This is a genomic window from Streptomyces sp. NBC_00341, from assembly GCF_041435055.1.
Classification (GTDB): Bacteria; Actinomycetota; Actinomycetes; order Streptomycetales; family Streptomycetaceae; genus Streptomyces.
Genome location: NZ_CP108002.1, coordinates 8,048,599 through 8,066,719 on the forward strand (window position 1 = coordinate 8,048,599; position 18,121 = coordinate 8,066,719).

Sequence of the window (18,121 nt, forward strand, 5' to 3'; positions counted from 1 at the left end):
TCACGGTATGTTGCGGGAAGGGAAGGAGCCACATGGCTGAGCGCAACAGACGGACCGTGCGTGACCTGCGACGGGGCAACCGGGCAAGGGTATTGCAACGGTTGTATTTCGACGGCCCGCTGAGCCGCCAGGAGCTCGGTCCCGCCACGGGGCTGAGCTCGGGTTCCATCAGCAACGTTGTTACGGAACTTGATGCCGAGGGCCTCCTGGAGGAGGCCGGAGTCGTCGATTCCGACGGCGGCCGCCCCCGCACACTGCTGCGCGTCGCGCCCGGGGGCGGTCTCCTGATCGGCATCGACATCGGGGAGACCCGGATCAGGGTGGAGCTCTTCGATCTCGCCCTCACCGAACTCGCCCGCACCGAAAGGCTGCTGGCCCAGCACGGTTACGACGTCAGCCGCATCGTCGGCCACGTCCGCAGCGGGGTCGCCGATGTGCTGCGCGATGCCGGGGCCGATCCGCGCCGGCTGCTCGGCATCGGGATCGGCGTCCCGGGAATCATCGAGCGGGACGCCCCGGAGGGCGCCGTCGGCGATGTGGGCTCCGTCGTCCACGGCCAGACGATCGACTGGAGCGCCGTCCCCTTCGAGCAGCTGCTCCGTGCGGCCGTCCGGGTCCCGCCCGAGGTGCCGTTCTTCATCGACAACGGCGCCAAGACGCTGGGCCAGGCCGAGATGTGGTTCGGCGGCGGCCGGGGTGCGGGAGCCTCGGCCATCGCGCTCATCGGCTCCGGCGTCGGAGCCTGCGTGAACCACGGCGACCTGCTCGACGAGGACCGCAGCAGCATGGCCCTCGAATGGGGTCACACCACCGTTCAGCTGCGCGGACGCCGCTGCCGGTGCGGCTCCATCGGCTGCCTGGAGGCGTACGCGGGCGCGGAGGCGATGCGCGAGCGCTGGCACGAGGCGGGTGGCCCGCTCGCCGCCGACGCCGACGACGAGACCGCGCTCGCCGCGCTGCTGGCCGCGGCCTACCCCGGCCCCGGCGGCGAGCCCGACCCGCTGGCGGTGTCACTCCTGGACGAGACGGCCGAATGCCTGGGCGCCGCGCTGGGCGACCTGATCAACCTCTTCCTGCCCGAACGCATCCTGCTCGGCGGCTGGGCGGGCCTGCTGATCGGACCGCACCTGCTGCCGGACATCCGCCGCTACGCCCAGGAGTACGCGCTCCGGCACGCCGCGGCCCGCACCACGATCGAGATGGGCCGCCTCGGCCCCGACGCGGTCACGGTCGGCGCCGCGACGCTGCCGCTCGCCGACTTCCTCGCCAGGGGCGGCAGCCGCCCGGCCCCCGAGCCCCGGCCCAGCGCCCTCGCGCCGGGATTCCGGACCGCCGCGGACGCCGTACGCAAGCGGGAGCACCCGCACACCGCTTCGGACGCGACGGGCTGAGGGGGCGTGAACGGCGGCGCGGCGTGGCGCGCGGGCGGCGGCGTGGACGGCGCGGGGACCGGCGTGACGCGGCGTGGGACGGGCCCCGGACGGGGTGGGCGGGGCCGGCGCCGTTCCGGTGGCGTACGGGCTGTTCGCCGGGTACGGCGGTGTACGGGCCGTTCGCCGGGTACGGGTCAGTGCGGCGAGGACGACGACCGGCCCGTGGGACGCCACGCGGCCGGCCAGACCACGTCCCGGGCCACGGACCCCGGGACGCCGAGATCGGCCCGAGCGTGCGCGACGTAGCGGTCCCGAGCCTGGCGGAACTCCAGATACGCCTGGTCCCAGTCCTGTTCGGCCTCCGTGGCGATCCCGCGGGCCAGGCACTCAAGCCGCCACACACAGTGGTCCAGCGTCTTCGAGGCGGTGTTCGCCTCGGTGTCACCGAGCAGCGCGAGCGTCTCGGAGAGCGCGGACCGGCGGGCCTCCAGCGCGCCGAGCTCCACGAGCATGCCGGGTGCCGGCTCCGGAGACGTCGGGCCCGGTGTCAGGCCGCGGGCGGCGGCCAGGGTCCGGTATCCGGCCGCCAGTTCCTTGACGGCGTGGGCGTACTCGGCGTAGGCCGTCAACCGGCGTTCGTCCCACCGCACGGCCTGCTGCCTGCGCCACCTGGTCCGCTCGTTGAGGCTGGTCATCACGTACGACATGAGCGCCCCGAGGGCGACACCCGCGAGAGGGAGTATCCGGTCGGCCAGACTCACAGGGAACTCCGATCAGGTGGCGCGACGGCGCGGCGACCGCCCGATACTTTCCGCGGCGGCCGTGATCGCGCAACCCCGGACGTCGCGGGCCCGGTACGGACTCCTCGCCCCGGACAGCTCCTCCGACTCCTCGCGCCCGGCGGCTCCTACGCCGAGTCCCGCACCACCAGCGCCGGTTCGAAGATCACGGAGGTCGTCGCCCCGTCCGGCTTCGCCAGCCGTTCGATGAGCAGCCGGGCCATCTCGGCGGCCATCGCCTCGACGGGCTGCCGGATCGTGGTCAGGGGCGGGCGGCAGGCGGACGCCGCGCTGCTGTCGTCGAACCCGATCACCGCGACGTCCTCCGGCACCCGTTTCCCGTGTTCCCGCAGGACGTGGCAGGCGCCCACCGCCATCAGGTCGTTGGCCGCGAACACCGCGTCCACGTCCGGATGTTCGACCAGCAGCCGCTCCATCGCGGCCTCGCCGCTCTCCTGGGTGAACTGCCCCTCCGCGATCGGGATGTACGGGTGCCCGAGCCCCGTCATCGTGTCGCGGAAGCCCGCCAGCCGTTCCTGCCCGGCGGGTACGTCGAGCGGGCCGGTGATGGTCGCGATGCGGCGGCAGCCCCGCGCCAGCAGATGCTCGGCCGCCAGCCGCGCCCCGTCCTGGTGGGCGAGGTCGACATAGCTGATCCGGACCGGGCGGGCCGGCCGCGCGTACAGCACCGCGGGCAGCCCCGCGTCCGTCAGCAGACCCGGCAGCGGGTCCTCCGCGTGCGTCGAGACGACCAGCGCGCCGTCGGCGCTGCCCTGGCGGAGGAACGAGACCACGTCCTCCCGGGCCCGTGACGTCTCGGCGAACATCAGCACCGGGTGCATGCCGCGGGGCCGCAGGTAGTTGACCACTCCGGTCACCACCCGGCCGAAGAACGGGTCCGCGAACACCTGTGCGGTGAACGCGGAACCGCTGTCGGGCTCGCCGGCCTCCGCTGGCCCGGAGCCGGACGGGCGCGCCCCGTCCGCCGGTTCGCTCTCCACCCCGGCGCCCGAGACCACCAGCGCGATGGCGTCGGTGCGCCGGGTCACCAGCGAGCGCGCCGCGCGGTTGGGGGCGTATCCGGTGCTGGCGACCGCCCGGCGCACGGCCTCCTGGATCACCGGATCGACATTGCGTACTCCGTTGATCACCCGGGAGACGGTGGCGCGGGAGACTCCGGCCGCCCTCGCCACGTCCTCCAGGGTGGGTGTACCGGCCGAGCGCAGATCATCCGTCATGAGCGCATTTATAGCACCGACGGAGAGCGCTCTCCATTACGGTGCGGCGCCTCCGGAACACCGGTGCCCGGCGAGGGTGCCGCCCCGGTCGCCGTCAGCGTCGCGCTGAGCGGCAGTTCGCCCGCCGAGCGGCCGGCCAGCAGCGTGAACCCGCCGGGCTCCGTCTCCCAGCCGTGCCGCTCGGCCGACCAGTGCGCCAGGGCCCGCCCGGACACCCGCACCACCGCGACCACGCTCTCCCCGGGCCTCGCGCGGACGGCCGCGTATCCGATCAGCCGGCGCACCGGGCGTTCCACCGCGGACCCGCTCCTGGCGAGATAGACCTGGACCACCTCGCGGCCGGACCGGCGGCCCGTGTTGCGCACCCGTACCCGTACGTCGAACGGCTCCCCGGCCCGTACCCCGGCGGGGGCGGTCAGCTCCTCGTACTCCCACTCCGTGTAGCCCAGCCCGTGGCCGAACCAGTAGGCGGGCGCGGAGCCGGAGCGCAGCCAGGCCCGGTAGCCGATGTGCTGGCCCTCCTCGTAGCGCAGCCGCCCGTCGGGGGCGGGCAGGGTGTCGAGCACCGGTACGTCCTCCTGGGCGGCGCCCCAGGTGGTCGGCAGCCGGCCGCCCGGTTCCGCCCGGCCGAACAGTACGTCCGCCAGCCCGCCGCCGGCCTCCTGCCCCGGGAACCAGGCGAGCAGCAGTGCGGGCACCCGGGAGTGCCAGGGAAGGGCGACCGGGCCGCCCGAGTTGACCACGACCACCGTGCGCGGGTTGGCCCGCACCACGGCCCGGACGAGCGCGTCCTGCCCCTCGGGCAGTTCGAGGCTCTCGCGGTCGTGCCCCTCGGACTCGCTCTGCTCGGTGGTCCCCACGACCACCACGGCGACCTCCGCGGCCCGTGCGGCGGCCACGGCCTCCGCGAGCGCGGCGGACGCGTCCCCGGCGGGCGGGGCGGCGGCGAGGATCGTCGCGACTCCGGAACGCGGCGCGAGCGAGCGCAGCGCCACCACCTCCACCTCCTCGTCCGCCGCGAGTTCGGTCCGCGCGGCGTGCTCGGGCGGCGCGACGTGGACCCGGGTCGGATCGTCACTGTCCAGCGGGAAGGTCCCGGCCAGCACCTCCCGGCCGCCGACGGACAGCGAGATGTCGCCCCAGCCGCCCACCGCCCAGGTCCACACCCCGCCCACGGGCGGCCGGACCAGGGCCCGGATCTCCACGGCCGCGGCGCCCTCGACCGTGACGGAGGGCTCCACGATCCGGCCGGACAGCCGGTGCTCCGCGTGGAGTTCGGCCCCGCTCGCGTCCAGCAGCCGCACGAGCACGCCCGGTTCCCCCGACCGGGGGTCGCGCGACCAGTCCCGGCCGAGGGGGCGCGGCAGCGGCGACGGCGGCAGCCCGGGCCGGTAGGTCACCCGCACGTCCCCGCCCAGCGCCTCCTGGATCCCCGCCAGCGGAGTGACCACGGAGTCGGGAAAGACCTCCGCGCTGCCGCCGCCCTGGATCCGTACCGCAGAGGCGTGCGGGCCGATCACCGCGACCGTGCGCAGTGCCGCCGGATCGAGCGGGAGCAGCCGCCCGTCGTTGCGGAGCAGCACCGAACCGGCGGCGACGGCGCGGCGCAGCAGGGCGTGCCGGGCGGCGGGGGCCACCGCGGGCCGCCTGACCGGCCCGGGGGAGCCGAGCGCGCCCACGCGTCGCGCCAGCCGAAGCAGCCGCCGCACCTTGTCGTCGACCACCTCCGCGGGGACGAGCCCCCGCTCCAGGGCGGCGAGCAGGCCGGCCGCCCAGGGGCCGTCGGGTCCGGGCATCGCCAGGTCCTGTGCGGAGCGGGCGGTGTCCAGGAGGGTCCGTACGCCTCCCCAGTCCGAAACGACGGTCCCGTCGAATGCCCAGTCGCTCTTGAGAGGGCTCTCCAGCAGCGGGGACGCGGACATCGTCACGCCGTCGACCTTGTTGTACGCCGACATCACGGCCCAGACCCCGGCCTCCACCGCGGCCTCGAAGGGGGCGAGGTAGACCTCGTGCAGGGTCTGCTCGTCCATGCGGACGTCGACGGTCAGCCGGTCCGTCTCGGCGTCGTTGGCGACGAAGTGCTTGGCGGTGGCGGCGACCCCGCCGGACTGGATGCCCCTGATGAGCGCGGCCCCGGTCCGCCCGGTGAGCAGCGGGTCCTCGGAGAAGCACTCGAAGTGCCGCCCGCCCAGCGGGGAGCGGTGCAGGTTGAGGGTCGGGGCGAGGACCACGTCCACCCCCTTGCGGCGGGCCTCCGCGGCGAGCAGCGCGCCGAGGTCCGTGAGCAGCCGCTCGTCCCAGGAGGCGGCCATCGCGGTCGGGGAGGGGAGCACGAGCGAGGTCTCGCGCTCGTCCCACGTCTCGCCACGCACCCCTGCGGGTCCGTCGGAGAGGGTGAGGGCGCGCAGTCCGACAGCCGGTTCGGGGTGGGTGCGCCAGGTGCTCCCGCCGGTCAGCAGACGCACCTTCTGCGTGGCGTCGAGCTTCTCCAGCAGCGGATCGATCTCTTCGTCCGTCATGACGGCCATGTCCCTTCACCCCAGCGCTCCCCGTAGCCGGAGAGCGCTCTCCCGTCGTACCTGGGTCAGCGTCGCTGGCCGACGTCGACCGTGTCAATGGGGAACGGTTGCGCGGGGGTTGAAGCGGGTTACCGGCCGCGCTCTTGTCATCACCCGTTGTCAGCACATAAGTTGACCGCTTGCGACGTGTCCTACTGTCAGTGGGGGAGCCAAGTCATGGCCGCGAACGGACGGCACCGCAGATATCAGCCGAGCCGCATCAACCGCGCCTCGATGCTGGTCACAGCGGGCGGTGCGGGACTAGCACTCCCGCTGATCACGGCCGCGTCGGCGGGTGCGGCATCGGGTGATGTCTGGGAGAAGGTGGCCGCGTGCGAGTCCACCGGAAACTGGCACATCAACAACGGTAACGGCTATTTCGGCGGGCTCCAGTTCACCCGGTCGACCTGGTCGGCGTACGGCGGCGCGGAGTACGCGCCACGCGCCGACCTGGCCAGCAGGGACCAGCAGATCGCCATCGCGGAGAAGGTCCTGAAGGGTCAGGGGCCGGGCGCCTGGCCGGTCTGTTCCGCGCGGGCGGGACTGGCGCGGGGCGGTGACTCTCCCGACATCAGCCCGCAGACCGAGCGGACGACCAAGGTCGCGGCGCCGAAGCGGGCGGCCACCGAAGCCAAGGCCACCGAAGCCAAGTCCTCGACACCCGCGAAGGCCCGGACGAAGCAGACCCCGGCGGCCGGTACGCCGACATCGGTGCCGGGCAAGCGCGACTCGTACACCGTGGCGAGCGGCGACTCGCTCTCCGGGATCGCGGCCGACCGCGACCTCGGCGCCTGGCAGCGGCTGTACTCGGCGAACCGCAAGGTCGTCGGTGACGACCCGGACCTGATCTTCCCCGGCCAGCGGCTGAGCCTCGACCTGGCCGGGACCCCGAGGGCGGGCACGAAGAGCGCCCCCAAGGCCGATCCGAAGCCGGCGGCCCGGCCGGCCGCGCCGAAGCGGACGACGCAGCCCGCACCGAAGCGTGCGCACCCCGAGCAGACGGCCAAGCCGTCGCACCCCAAGCCGGTTGCACAGCCCAAGCAGCAGGCCCGGCCCGCACCTAAGAAGACCGAGACCCACAGGACCGAGACCCACAGGACCGAGACCCACAAGGCCGAGGCCCACAAGAAGACCGAGACCCACAAGAAGACCGAGACCCACAAGAAGACCGAGGCCCACAAGAGCGGGCACACCGCGAAGCACGCCGGGATCACGGCCCCGGTCGAAGCCCGCACCGGCACCCAGTACCGGCAGTCCGGTGCCTGGTCGAGCGGATACCACACGGGCGTCGACTTCCCCGTGCCCACCGGCACCTCGGTCAAGGCGATGTCTTCCGGCACGGTCGTCACGGCAGGCTGGGGAGGGGCGTACGGCTACCAGATCGTCATCCGGCACAGTGACGGCAAGTACAGCCAGTACGCGCACCTGTCGGCGCTCCACGTGCGCGCCGGACAGCGGGTAGGTGAGGGCCAGCGCATCGCCCGCTCCGGCGCCACCGGCAACGTGACGGGTCCGCACCTGCACTTCGAGGTCCGCACCGGCCCCGAGTACGGCTCCGACATCGACCCGCTGGCCTACCTCAGGGCGGGCGGCGTCAAGGTCTGAACGGTCCCGCCCCGACCGGCGTCATCGGCCGTCACGGCTGTGGCGCCGGCAGCGGCGGGCGAGGCGGTGGACCCGGCGGGCGATCCGCCGCGCTCCGCGCCGACGGTGTGCGGCGGCCGCGGGCACGGACCGAACTCGACCTGCACCGACCGGAGCTCCGGCGGGGTCCGAACAGCCGGCGACGGCCGGCTGGGAAACGTTTCCGGAATCGATGGCTCCGGCCCCGCGGGCCCGGGGAACGCCACCGCGCCCCGCGGCGCCCCGGCCTGCTGCCGTACTGCGCCCGCCGGGTCCGGGGAGCCGGCGGGCCCGCCGAAATCCCGGGCCTCCGTGCCGGGCCCGGGTGAAGCACCGGGTCCGGGGATTTCGGCAGGCCCGGTTGAGGCACCGGAACCGGGCCCGGCGGGTGAGCCGGGGGCGCCCGGAGCCTCGTCCGCGTTCCTCACGGCCTGCCGCGCGCCGCCTGCCGCCGCCTCCTCGGCCCGCCGGCGCTCCGCGCCCATCCGTTCCGTGGTGAGCAGGATCAGCCCGCCGGCCGCGACTATGCCGCAGCCGAGGGCGAGCATGGCGCCCGCGGTGCCGTGCCGGAACGACTCACCGAACAGCGTGAGGCCGACGACCGCCGCGACCACCGGATTCACCACGGTGACCGTGGCGAGCGGGGCGGTCAGACCCGCGCCCCGGTACGCGGCCTGCGACAGCAGCAGCCCGGTGGCGGCGAGGGCCGCGATCACCAGCAGGGCGGGCAGCCCGGTCCCCACAGAGCCCGAGGTCCACTCCATGGCCACGGTCTTCGTGAACACGGAGGCGATACCGAACGCCACACCGGCGGCTGCGGCCAGGACCACGCTCCGCATCACCGGCCGGCGCATCGCCTTCGAGAGCAGGGCGAGCGCCGCCACCGCGCCGAACGTCACCGAGCCGAGCATCAGCTGCTGCGGGCCGCCCAGGGTGTGCGCGTCGGAGCTTCCGGTGAGCGCGAGCAGACCCGCCAGCCCGACGGTCGCCATGACCGCGCCGCGCCAGGCCGTCGCCCCGGCCCTGCGGTGGACGAAGAGGGCGGCCATCGGCAGGGCGAAGACGATGGTCAGGGCGCCCAGCGGCTGCACGAGGCTGAGCGGACCGTAGGCCAGCGCGACCACGTGCAGAAGCGCTCCCACGCCGTTCAGCGCGACCGCGGCCCACCAGACCCGGTTGCGCAGCGGAGCGAGCGAGCGGCCGTCGGAGGCCGTGGCGACGCGCTCCTGGACGATCGCGCCGGCCGCGTAGGCGACCGCGGAGACCAGTGACAGCAGCACGGACAGCGCGAGGGAACTCATGTACACCACGATGGCCCTTCAAAGCCGCCGCGTCGTCGTCCCTGAGACGGCGATCCGGCGTACTGCTTTGGTAGTACGGCAGTGGTTACGGTGTCCTCCTCCCGACGGTAGTCCCCCCTGCGACCGACGTCAGAACGATCATCCCGTACGGATACGGTGGACCGCGAGCCGTGGCACTCCTGGTGTCCGCGGCGTCACGACAGGTGGCCGGAAGAGTGGAGGGGCAGCGCGATGGAAGAGCCGGGAGCGGCCTCGGTGAGCGCGTTCTTCGCGCTCGGGGCGGCCCCGTCGCCGGACGAGGGACACCGCGCGCTGACCCGCCTGTACGAAGGCGACACGGAGCCGCTGACCTCCCGCATCGACACCGTCGCCGAGCGGCTCTGCACGGCCGAGCGCCGGGTGGCCGCCTCCGTCGCGCAGCTGGGCCTGGCCGCACGGCTGTGGTCCTGCGCGCTGGGCCCCGCGGCACTCTCGGGCCGTTTCCCGGACCTGCGGCCGGAGAACCTCCACTGGGACCCGAGCCGGCCGGCGCCCGAGGACCTGTGGACGGACTCCGCCGAGCTGCTGCCCGGCACCGCGGCCCGGATCAGGGACGTCGTCCAGTACGGCCATCTCGAACCGCTCGCCGCGGCGATCCGCCGCGACACGGCGGTCTCGCCCCGACTTCTGTGGGGCAACGCCGGATCCGCACTGGCCGGAACCGTACGCCAGCTGACCGGCTGGGCGCGTACGCACGGCAGGCCGGACGTCGCCGCCCGCGCCAGAGCCCTGGCGGCCGAACTCTTCGACCACCACGAGCTGCGCGATACCGGCGCCCCGCACGGCCCGGGATTCCGCCGGACCACCTGCTGCCTCTACTACCGCGTTCCGGGCGGCGGCCTGTGCGGCGACTGCGTCTTCGACAGCGCGCCCGGAGCGGCGGCGCGCGTATAGACCGTGTCCGATTCCCGCCCACTCGACCGTCCCGGCCGGTTCCGTGACCCGGACTACGCCCGCCAGTCCGACCGCTGGGAGGAGCGCTTCGCGCCGAGCGCGCGCCGAGGCGACCGCCACGACGAACGGCCCGAGGAACAGCAGCGTCGCCGCCACGCCGAGCGGGAGGCGGCCCACCGCGCAGTAGAAGGCCACGTTCATCACGGCCATCGCCGCGCCGTAGAGGACCATGCCGGCCCATTCCCGCCGCGTGTGGCCACGGCCCCTCGGACGCACCAGCACCATCAGGACGAGGGCGGCGCAGAGTTGCCCCCCGGCCATGGCAAGGCGCTGGCGGGATGCCTGATCCAGAACGAGATCGGGACCGAATAGGACCGCGTGCACCGGGTCGGTCTGTGCGGCTGCTTGTAGCGGCGGAGCGCGCTTCAGTCCGAGGCTGCCGTGGGCGTCGGCCGCGGAGAGACCGACGCGCCGGTCGTCCGGGCACGGCCCGGCGCCGAGTGCCCAGAGGGCGCCTCCCTGCCTACCGAGTCCCTGGTCGCGGGCGTGCTGAAGGGCGGCGTGGCGGGGGTGCCTCCTGCCCCGTGCCGCGCCGATGTGCCGCCGGTTTTCCCGGTGTTGTTCCCTCCGAAGAGTCGAATGTCATGCACCTGGACAGGGCCGTATCGGTCGTGCTGTCATGCCAACTGCCAATCCTTCCAACGTTGTACATCCTGTTGCAACGAGCCGCCACCCTTCCTCACAAGGAGGATCCGTGCGCATCAGAAAGAAGCTTGTCCTGCTGCTGGCCGCCGTCGTCGGCGCCGCGGGACTGTCCGCCGTACCCGCCGCCTCCGCGGCGGACCAGGACCCCGGGAGCCCGGCCGACGTGCATGGGCTCAAGGGGGAGTACTACACCCAGTCCGCCCCGGGAGCCTTCGACTTCGGTGAGCTGAAGGCCACCGGATTCGACCCGGGCATCGACTTCCAGAGTCTGGAGTCGCGGCTGTCCTCGGCCACCGGGCAGGCCGACGACGCCAGCATCCGGTGGACCGGGAAGATCGTGCCGGAGAAGTCCGGCGCCCACACCTTCTCCATGATCGGGGACAACGGTTTCCGTCTCTGGATCGACGGGAAGCCGGTCATCGATCACTGGGTCGACGACTGGGAGAAGGAACAGACTTCCGAGCCGGTCGAGTTGACCGCGGGCAAGGCCTACGACTTCAAGGTCGAGTACTTCGAGCACGAGGGCGGCTCGAACCTCCACCTCAAGTGGACCGAGCCCGGCGGTACGAAGGTCCCGGTGCCGCAGTCCGCCTTCCGGCTGCCCGACGACTTCGCGTACGACGGGGCCATCGCCGCCACCGTGCTCGCGGACGGCCGCACTCTCAAGCTGGACTTCGCGCAGAAGCTCGGGAAGCTCCCGGCCGGCCTGGTGAACCACCTCGACGCCGTGATCGGTGGCGCCGAGTGGCCGCTCGGCGCGGTCAAGGCCGACCCGAAGGACCCGCGCAGCCTGACCGTCGCCCTCAAGGAACCGGTCGTCGGCAACAAGGCCGGCAACGCGACCGGTCTGGCCGACATCCGCTACGACGGCGACGGCGCCCTGGCCGGTGAGGACGGCAAGCAGGTCGGCGCCTTCTGGTCCAGCGGGCCGAACCACTCCACGCACGAGCTGAGCACGAAGTGGGCCGAAGAGGTGGGGCCGAAGAACGCGCTCCCCGAGTACCCGCGTCCCCAGCTCACCCGTGACAACTGGCAGAACCTCAACGGCTCCTGGGAGTTCGCCGCGGCGAAGGCGGGGGAGCGGCCCCCGGTGGGCAGGAAGCTCGGCGAGAAAATCCTCGTCCCGTATCCGGTCGAATCCCAGCTCTCCGGGATCGAACGGCACGAGGACCGCATGTGGTACCGCCGTACCTTCACCGTGCCCAAGAACTGGAAGGTCGGCTCGGGCAAGCGGCTCCAGCTCAACTTCGGCGCGGTCGACTGGCAGGCCGAGGTGTACGTCAACGGGCACAAGGTCACCGAACACAAGGGCGGCTACGACAAGTTCAGCGCCGATGTCACCGACGCGCTGAAGCCCGGCCGCACCCAGGAGCTGATCGTCGGCGTCTACGACCCGACCGATGCCGAGGACGGCGAGAACCCGCCGATGGGCAAACAGCGCCTCGACCCCAGCGGCATCTGGTACACCCCGTCCTCCGGCATCTGGCAGACCGTCTGGATGGAGCCGGTCGCCGCCGACCACGCGGACTCGCTGAAGATCACCCCGGACGTCCCCGGCAAGAGCGTCGCCGTCGAGGTACGCGGCGCACGTGACGGCGTCCCCGTCACCGCGACCGCGTACGACGGCAAGCGCAAGGTCGGCACGGCCACCGGGCGGACCGGATCCGCCCTGAAGGTGCGGATCCCGGACCCGCACCTGTGGTCCGCCGACGATCCGCACCTCTACCAGCTCAAGGTCTCCGTCGGCTCCGACCGGGTCGGCAGCTACTTCGGGATGCGGTCCATCGCCGTCGAGAAGGTGAACGGCACCCCGCGCACCGTTCTCAACGGCAAGCCGGTCTTCCTGATGGCCACCCTCGACCAGGGGTTCTGGCCGGACGGGCTGCACACCGCGCCCACCGACGAGGCACTCGCGTACGACCTGAAGATGCACAAGGCGATGGGCTTCAACTCGGTGCGCAAGCACATCAAGGTCGAGCCCGACCGCTGGTTCTACTGGGCGGACAAGCTGGGCCTGATGGTCTGGCAGGACATGCCGGCGATGAACACGGTGAACCCGTCGGCCGCCGCCCGCACCGAGTACGAGCACGAGATGAAGGAGATGATCGACGAACACTCCAGCCACCCGTCCGTCGTCATGTGGGTCACCTTCAACGAGGGCTGGGGCCAGTACGACGAGGCCCGCATCGCCGACCAGGCCAAGTCCTGGGACCCGACGCGCCTGGTCAACAGCATGTCCGGGATCAACCTGGGCGTCGACGGCGGCACCGGGGACATCATCGACGAGCACGGCTACCCGAGCCCGGCGCTGCCGAAGCCGGACGGTCAACGTGCCCTGATCAGCGGCGAGTACGGCGGACTGGGTCTGGCGGTACCCGGCCACGCCTGGGCCGTGCAGCAGTCGTACATCGCCGTCGACCCGGCCACCTACACGGACGACTACCTCGCCAAGCTCGACGAGGTGCACGCGCTCGCCTGCAAGGGCAGCAACGGCGCCGTGTACACGCAGATCTCCGACGTGGAGGGCGAGTTGAACGGTCTGCTCACCTACGACCGCAGGGTCGTCAAACCCGATGTGAAGCGGGTGCACGACGCCCAGCAGGCGTTGATCCACGACGCCTCGCAGCCCGACGTGGCGGGATGCCCCACCGGCTGATCCGTACGACCCGCTCCGGCCCGGCCCTCGCGGGCGGGCCGGAGCGGGTCCGTCCGCCCTCTTGACGGGGGCTGACGGGGAACCAAGAATGATCGCGCTCTGACAACGTTGTCCGAAGGAGTATTCCCATGCACCGGACCCCACGGCCGCGACTGCGCGGCCCGGCGGCCGCACTCGCGGCCGCAGCCCTCCTGGGCGGTGTCCTCACCACGGGGGCCACGGCCGAGGCCGCGCCGCGCAACGACGGCCGGCTGACCGACCTGGTCAACCCGTTCATCGGCACCCAGAACGAGGGCAACACCTACCCCGGCGCCTCCGTGCCCTTCGGCATGGTGCAGCTCTCTCCGGACACCGGCCACAACACCGGTTACGACTACGGCGAGAACCACATCCGCGGCTTCTCCGCCGTCCATCTCTCCGGCGTCGGCTGCGGACTCGGCGGCGATCTGCCGACCCTGCCCACCACAGGCGACGTCACCGAGACCGACTACGCGAAGTACGCGGCCGAGTTCAGCCACGACGACGAGAAGGCGAGCCCCGGCTACTACAAGGTCGGGCTCAAGACCGGCATCGACGCCGAGCTGACAGCCTCGAAGCGCACCGGCGTCCAGCGCTACACCTTCCCGGCCACAGACAAGGCCAACGTCCTGCTCAACGCGGGCCAGTCGCTGCACAAGACGCTCTCGTCCAAGGTCGAGATCCTGGACAGCCGCACCGTGCGCACCGCGATCACCGGCAGCGGCTTCTGCCAGGACACCAAGCCGTACACGGTCTACACGGTCACCCACTTCGACCGGCCGTTCACCACCTCCGGCACCTGGAACGGCGACACCGTCACCGAGGGCTCGAAGACGTCCTCCGCCACCGACGCCCGCAACGGCGCCTGGCTGCGCTTCGACACCAGCAAGGACCGCACGGTCGAGGCCACCACCGCCCTGAGCTACGTCGACGCCAAGGGCGCCGCGCTCAACCTCCGCGCCGAGGGCGGCCGCAGCTTCGACCACGTCGAGCGCGCCGCCCAGCGCGACTGGGAGAACCGCCTCGAAGGCGTGAAGGCGCAAGGAGGCAGCGACGAGCTGCGCCGGACCTTCTACTCCTCGCTCTACCGGTCCTTCCTCGCGCCCAACGTCGGCAGCGACGTGGACGGCCGCTACACCGGCTGGGACCAGAAGAAGCACCGCGCCGTCGATGCCCACGGAGCCTTCACCTACTACCAGAACTGGTCGCTCTGGGACACCTACCGCACTCAGGCCCAGCTCCTCTCGCTGCTCGCCCCGCGCGAGTCCCGCGACATGGCGATATCCGTCCTGCGGATCGACGCCGAGAGCGGCTGGCTCCCCAAGTGGGGCTACGGCACGGTCGAGACGAACATCATGACCGGCGACCCGGTCACCCCCTTCCTCACCAACGCCTACCAGCAGGGACTGCTGAAGGGGTACGAGGAGCAGGCGTACCGCGCACTGAAGAAGAACGCGGACGGTGTGCCGCCCACGGACTCCGCCCCGGTCGGCAGGGAGGCCAACGCCGAGTACCTGAAGGACGGCTTCGCCCCGTACATCAAGGACCGTCCGCACGCCAAGCCCGGCGACTCCGACTACGACCACGGCGCCTCCGCCACCCTGGAGTACGCCCTGTCCGACGGAATGCTCGCCGAGATGGCCCGCGACCTCGGCCACAGGGCCGACGCCGCCCGGTACGGCGCGCGCGCCCAGAACTACCGGAAGATCTTCGACCCGTCGACCGGCTTCTTCCGCGCCCGCGACGCCGCCGGAGCCTTCACCGGACCGGTCGACCCGGCCGAGAGCGAGGGCTTCCACGAGGGCACGTCCTGGCAGTACCAGTGGATGGTGCCGCAGGACACCCCCGGCATGGTCGACCTGATCGGTGGCAAGGACGCCGCCAACCAGCGGCTCGACTCCTTCTTCGCGTACGACAAGCTGCTGGCCGACCCCGCGAAGACCGCCCGTGAGGTCTGGGTCAACGGCCCGTACGCGTACTACAACGCCGACAAGTACAACCCGCAGAACGAGCCCGACCTCATCGCCCCGTACACCTACCTCTCCACCGGCCAGCCGTGGAAGACGACCGACGTGGTCCACGCGGCCCTGACGCTCTTCACCAACGGTCCGACCGGCATGACGGGCAATGACGACCTGGGCACCATGTCCGCCTGGATGGTGCTGTCCTCGATCGGGGTCTTCCCGGTCCAGCCCGGTACCGATACCTGGGGCCTGTCCACGCCCGCGTTCGAGCGCGTCGACATCAAGCTCGACCGCCGGTACTACCCGCGCGGCTCGCTCACGGTGAGCGCCCCCGGCGCCTCGGACACCGACCGCTACATCCAGTCGGCCCGGCTCGACGGTGCGAATCAGTCGCGCACCTATCTGACCACGGACGACATCCGCTCGGCCCGCTCGCTCTCCTTCACGGTGGGCGACGCACCGTCGGCCTGGGGCACCTCGCCCGAGGACGCTCCGCCCGCGCTCGGCTGACCCGGCCGGTCCGCGGCAACGCCGGACGCCCTTCCCCCCGCACCACGGGGGAAGGGCGTCCGGCGTTCGGGGTTCAGCGGGGGAGCGGGGGGCCGATCGCCTCGGCGACGGTCGCGAAGACCGGCAGCGCACTGTCGAGGCCCAGCACCCCGATGAGCCGCTCCATGAACGGGGACGGCTCCGCGAGCCGCAGCCGGGGGCCCAGCAGGGTCTGCCCCTGGAGCAGCACGTTGACCGTCGTCGAGTCCGCGAAACTCACGTCCGAGAGGTCGACGACGACGGGGCCTTCCCCGCTCGCGGCCGCGCTCTCCAGGGCCGCGCCGAGCGGGGCGACGTTGTCGATGTCGAGATCGCCGGTCACGGCGAGCACCAGCGCACCCCGGTCCTCGCGTGGGACGATTCTCATGGCTCTGCCGGCACTGGGGGATGGGAGCACGGTCACCTCATGACGCACTGGACGGCGGGGGAGAACACCGGTTGACGCGGACGGTCCGGTGCATGTCCGTCCTGCTCGCGGCGGGTGGAGGACAACGATAGAAGTAATAGTTGCCATTTGACAACATTCTCCGTGGAGCAACAATCTGTACTTGAACGATCAATGGACGCATCCCCTCGGGGCGTACCTCGGAAACGCTGGAGCAGAGGCCCGATGAAGCTAGTGCCGCGTCAGCCTGGGCTAGGCGCTGTCCGCGATGTCGTCACGGAGCCGGTCGGCCGTGAGCCGCTGCGCCGCGGCCGAACGGAAGGCGGCCAGCCCCCCGGCGAGCGCCGCCACGTCGGCGGGCTGCATCCGCTCCAGCACGGCGGAGAGCTCACGCGTGCGGATCGCCCGGTACTCCTCCAGCAGGGCGTGGCCCCGCCCGGTCAGCCGCAGCTCGACCTCGCGACGGCTCGTCTGGCTCGGATCCCGCTGGACGAGGCCCATGGCCTCCATCCGGTCGCAGAGCCGGCTCACCGACGGAGCCCGCGAGCCGAGCGCCTCACCGAGCGAGCGGAGGTTGCTGCCCTCCTGCTTCTCGATGACGAGGAGGGCCCGCAGCTGCGAGGTCGACACCGTGCCCGGAGGCGCGGCCTCCTGGCCGCGGCCCCACAACACCTCAAGCAGTTCCGATGCGGCACACACGTCCTCGGACACCCGCTCAAGGCGGTGAGGAGGGTCGGTACGGTGGCGCATCCATTCACTCTTTCATCCTGCACACCTTTCTGTCAGCCCGGCCCGGGCCCCGCGACCCGAAGAGGAATGAGCGCAAGACCGTGAACGTCCGTACCGAAATCGAGAGAGCCGTACGTGCGGCCGCACCGCACGCCCTGGTCGAGACGGTGCGCGCCGCACTCGCCGCGGCGTACGACGCCCGGTCCGTGGAACTGCTGCTGGCGGACTACGGAATGACGGTGCTCAAGCCGGTCGGCTCCGCGCCGGGGCGTGAGCGTACCCTGTCGATGCACAACAGCCCGCAGGGCCGGGCGTTCGGCAGCCAGCTCCCGCACGAGGAGCCGGCGGGCCGCGGCGGCGCCATCGACCACCACTTTCCCGTCACCGTACGGGGCGAGCGCCTCGGCATCCTCACCGTCCGCCTCCCGGCAGGGGGCTCCACCCCGCGGACCATGGACGAGCTGACCCAGGTGGCCGACCTCCTGGGCCACGAGATCATCGTCGCCGAACGGGACACCGACCTCTACCAGGCCGCCCGCCGTATCGCCCGGCTCACCCTGGCCGCCGAGATGCAGTGGCAACTGCTCCCCGCACGCGCGTTCACCGCCGCCGAGTACGCCATCGGCGCCCAGCTGGAGCCGGCCTACGCCATCCACGGCGACAACTTCGACTGGGCCGCGGACGGTGACCAGCTGACCGTCTCCGTGACCAACGGCATGGGCGAGGGCATCCAGGCCTCCCTGCTCACCAACCTCGCCGTGAACGCCCTGCGCAACGCCAGACGGGCCGGCATCGGCATCGCGGACCAGGCCGCACTCGCCGACCAGGCGCTCTACGACCAGCACCGCGGCGCCGCCCATGTGTCGACCCTGCTGCTCCGCTTCGACCTCGCCACCGGAACGGTCGGCGCGGTGGACGCCGGCTCCCCGCAGCTGTGGCGGCTGCGCGGCAGGAAGGTCGCCCGGATCGAACTGGACGCGCAGTTGCCGCTCGGCATGTTCGAGGAGTCGCGGTACGACGTCCAGTACCTCCAGCTGGTCCCCGGCGACCGGCTGCTGCTCGTCAGCGACGGGGTGTACGACGCCGTCTCGCCGCTCGGTGAGGCCTACGTCGAGCGGGGTCTCGCCAGGGCGGTCCTGGCGACGCGGCTGCTGCCCGCCGCCTCGGTGCCCGGCGCCGTGCTGCGTGAACTCGCGGACTACCGGGAATCGGACCCGCTCGACGACGCGCTGGTCGTCTGCATCGACTGGTTCGGCAGGCAGGACAGCGACGGCTGACCGTCGCGGGGCCGTGGGCCGCCGGAACCCGAG

At 72.3% G+C, this 18,121-nt stretch carries 12 protein-coding genes; 6 read left to right on the plus strand and 6 right to left on the minus strand.

Annotated features, from left to right (window positions below):
- Positions 1-32: 32 nt before the first annotated feature.
- Entirely contained in the window at positions 33-1,391 is a 1,359-nt protein-coding gene (locus tag OG892_RS35950; protein WP_199884348.1) for an ROK family transcriptional regulator, read from the plus strand.
- Positions 1,392-1,567: 176 nt separating this feature from the next.
- On the opposite strand, the gene OG892_RS35955 is transcribed toward OG892_RS35950, so the two are convergent.
- From OG892_RS35955 to OG892_RS35965, 3 genes are all read right to left on the minus strand, one after another.
- Entirely contained in the window at positions 1,568-2,134 is a 567-nt protein-coding gene (locus tag OG892_RS35955; protein WP_073734578.1) for a hypothetical protein, read from the minus strand.
- 146 nt (positions 2,135-2,280) lie between these two features.
- The gene (locus tag OG892_RS35960) at positions 2,281-3,390 is read right to left on the minus strand and encodes a LacI family DNA-binding transcriptional regulator (protein WP_073734579.1); all 1,110 of its coding nucleotides are present in this window, start codon (positions 3,388-3,390) and stop codon (positions 2,281-2,283) included.
- Between the two features lie 8 nt (positions 3,391-3,398).
- Positions 3,399-5,918, minus strand: coding sequence for a beta-glucosidase (locus OG892_RS35965; protein WP_371631273.1), 2,520 nt, complete (start codon positions 5,916-5,918; stop codon positions 3,399-3,401).
- A 207-nt stretch (positions 5,919-6,125) separates the two neighbouring features.
- On the opposite strand from OG892_RS35965, the gene OG892_RS35970 reads away from it, so the two are divergent.
- A complete protein-coding gene (locus OG892_RS35970; RefSeq protein ID WP_371631274.1) occupies positions 6,126-7,553 on the plus strand; it encodes a transglycosylase family protein in 1,428 nt (475 codons plus the stop codon).
- Here the strand turns inward: OG892_RS35970 and OG892_RS35975 are convergent.
- Complete coding sequence (locus OG892_RS35975) at positions 7,523-8,881, minus strand: DMT family transporter (RefSeq protein ID WP_073734582.1); 1,359 nt, start codon at positions 8,879-8,881, stop codon at positions 7,523-7,525. The genes OG892_RS35970 and OG892_RS35975 overlap by 31 nt on opposite strands.
- A gap of 222 nt (positions 8,882-9,103) precedes the next feature.
- Between OG892_RS35975 and OG892_RS35980 the strand changes: the two genes are divergently transcribed.
- The 3 genes from OG892_RS35980 (at position 9,104) to OG892_RS35990 (ending at position 15,658) form a co-directional block, all read left to right on the plus strand.
- Positions 9,104-9,805, plus strand: a complete 702-nt coding sequence (locus tag OG892_RS35980; protein ID WP_371631275.1) for a (2Fe-2S)-binding protein — start codon at positions 9,104-9,106, stop codon at positions 9,803-9,805.
- Positions 9,806-10,484: 679 nt separating this feature from the next.
- A complete protein-coding gene (locus OG892_RS35985; RefSeq protein ID WP_371631276.1) occupies positions 10,485-13,166 on the plus strand; it encodes a PA14 domain-containing protein in 2,682 nt (893 codons plus the stop codon).
- Positions 13,167-13,294: 128 nt separating this feature from the next.
- The gene (locus tag OG892_RS35990) at positions 13,295-15,658 is read left to right on the plus strand and encodes a GH92 family glycosyl hydrolase (protein WP_371631277.1); all 2,364 of its coding nucleotides are present in this window, start codon (positions 13,295-13,297) and stop codon (positions 15,656-15,658) included.
- Positions 15,659-15,731: 73 nt separating this feature from the next.
- Here the strand turns inward: OG892_RS35990 and OG892_RS35995 are convergent, their stop codons facing one another.
- Together OG892_RS35995 and OG892_RS36000 are read right to left on the minus strand one after the other, a co-directional pair.
- The gene (locus tag OG892_RS35995) at positions 15,732-16,064 is read right to left on the minus strand and encodes an STAS domain-containing protein (RefSeq protein ID WP_371631278.1); all 333 of its coding nucleotides are present in this window, start codon (positions 16,062-16,064) and stop codon (positions 15,732-15,734) included.
- A gap of 270 nt (positions 16,065-16,334) precedes the next feature.
- Positions 16,335-16,832 (minus strand): MarR family transcriptional regulator, encoded by a 498-nt coding sequence (locus OG892_RS36000; protein WP_073734587.1) that lies wholly within the window; start codon positions 16,830-16,832, stop codon positions 16,335-16,337.
- Between the two features lie 80 nt (positions 16,833-16,912).
- Between OG892_RS36000 and OG892_RS36005 the strand changes: the two genes are divergently transcribed.
- Complete coding sequence (locus tag OG892_RS36005) at positions 16,913-18,088, plus strand: PP2C family protein-serine/threonine phosphatase (RefSeq protein ID WP_371631279.1); 1,176 nt, start codon at positions 16,913-16,915, stop codon at positions 18,086-18,088.
- Positions 18,089-18,121: the final 33 nt, after the last annotated feature.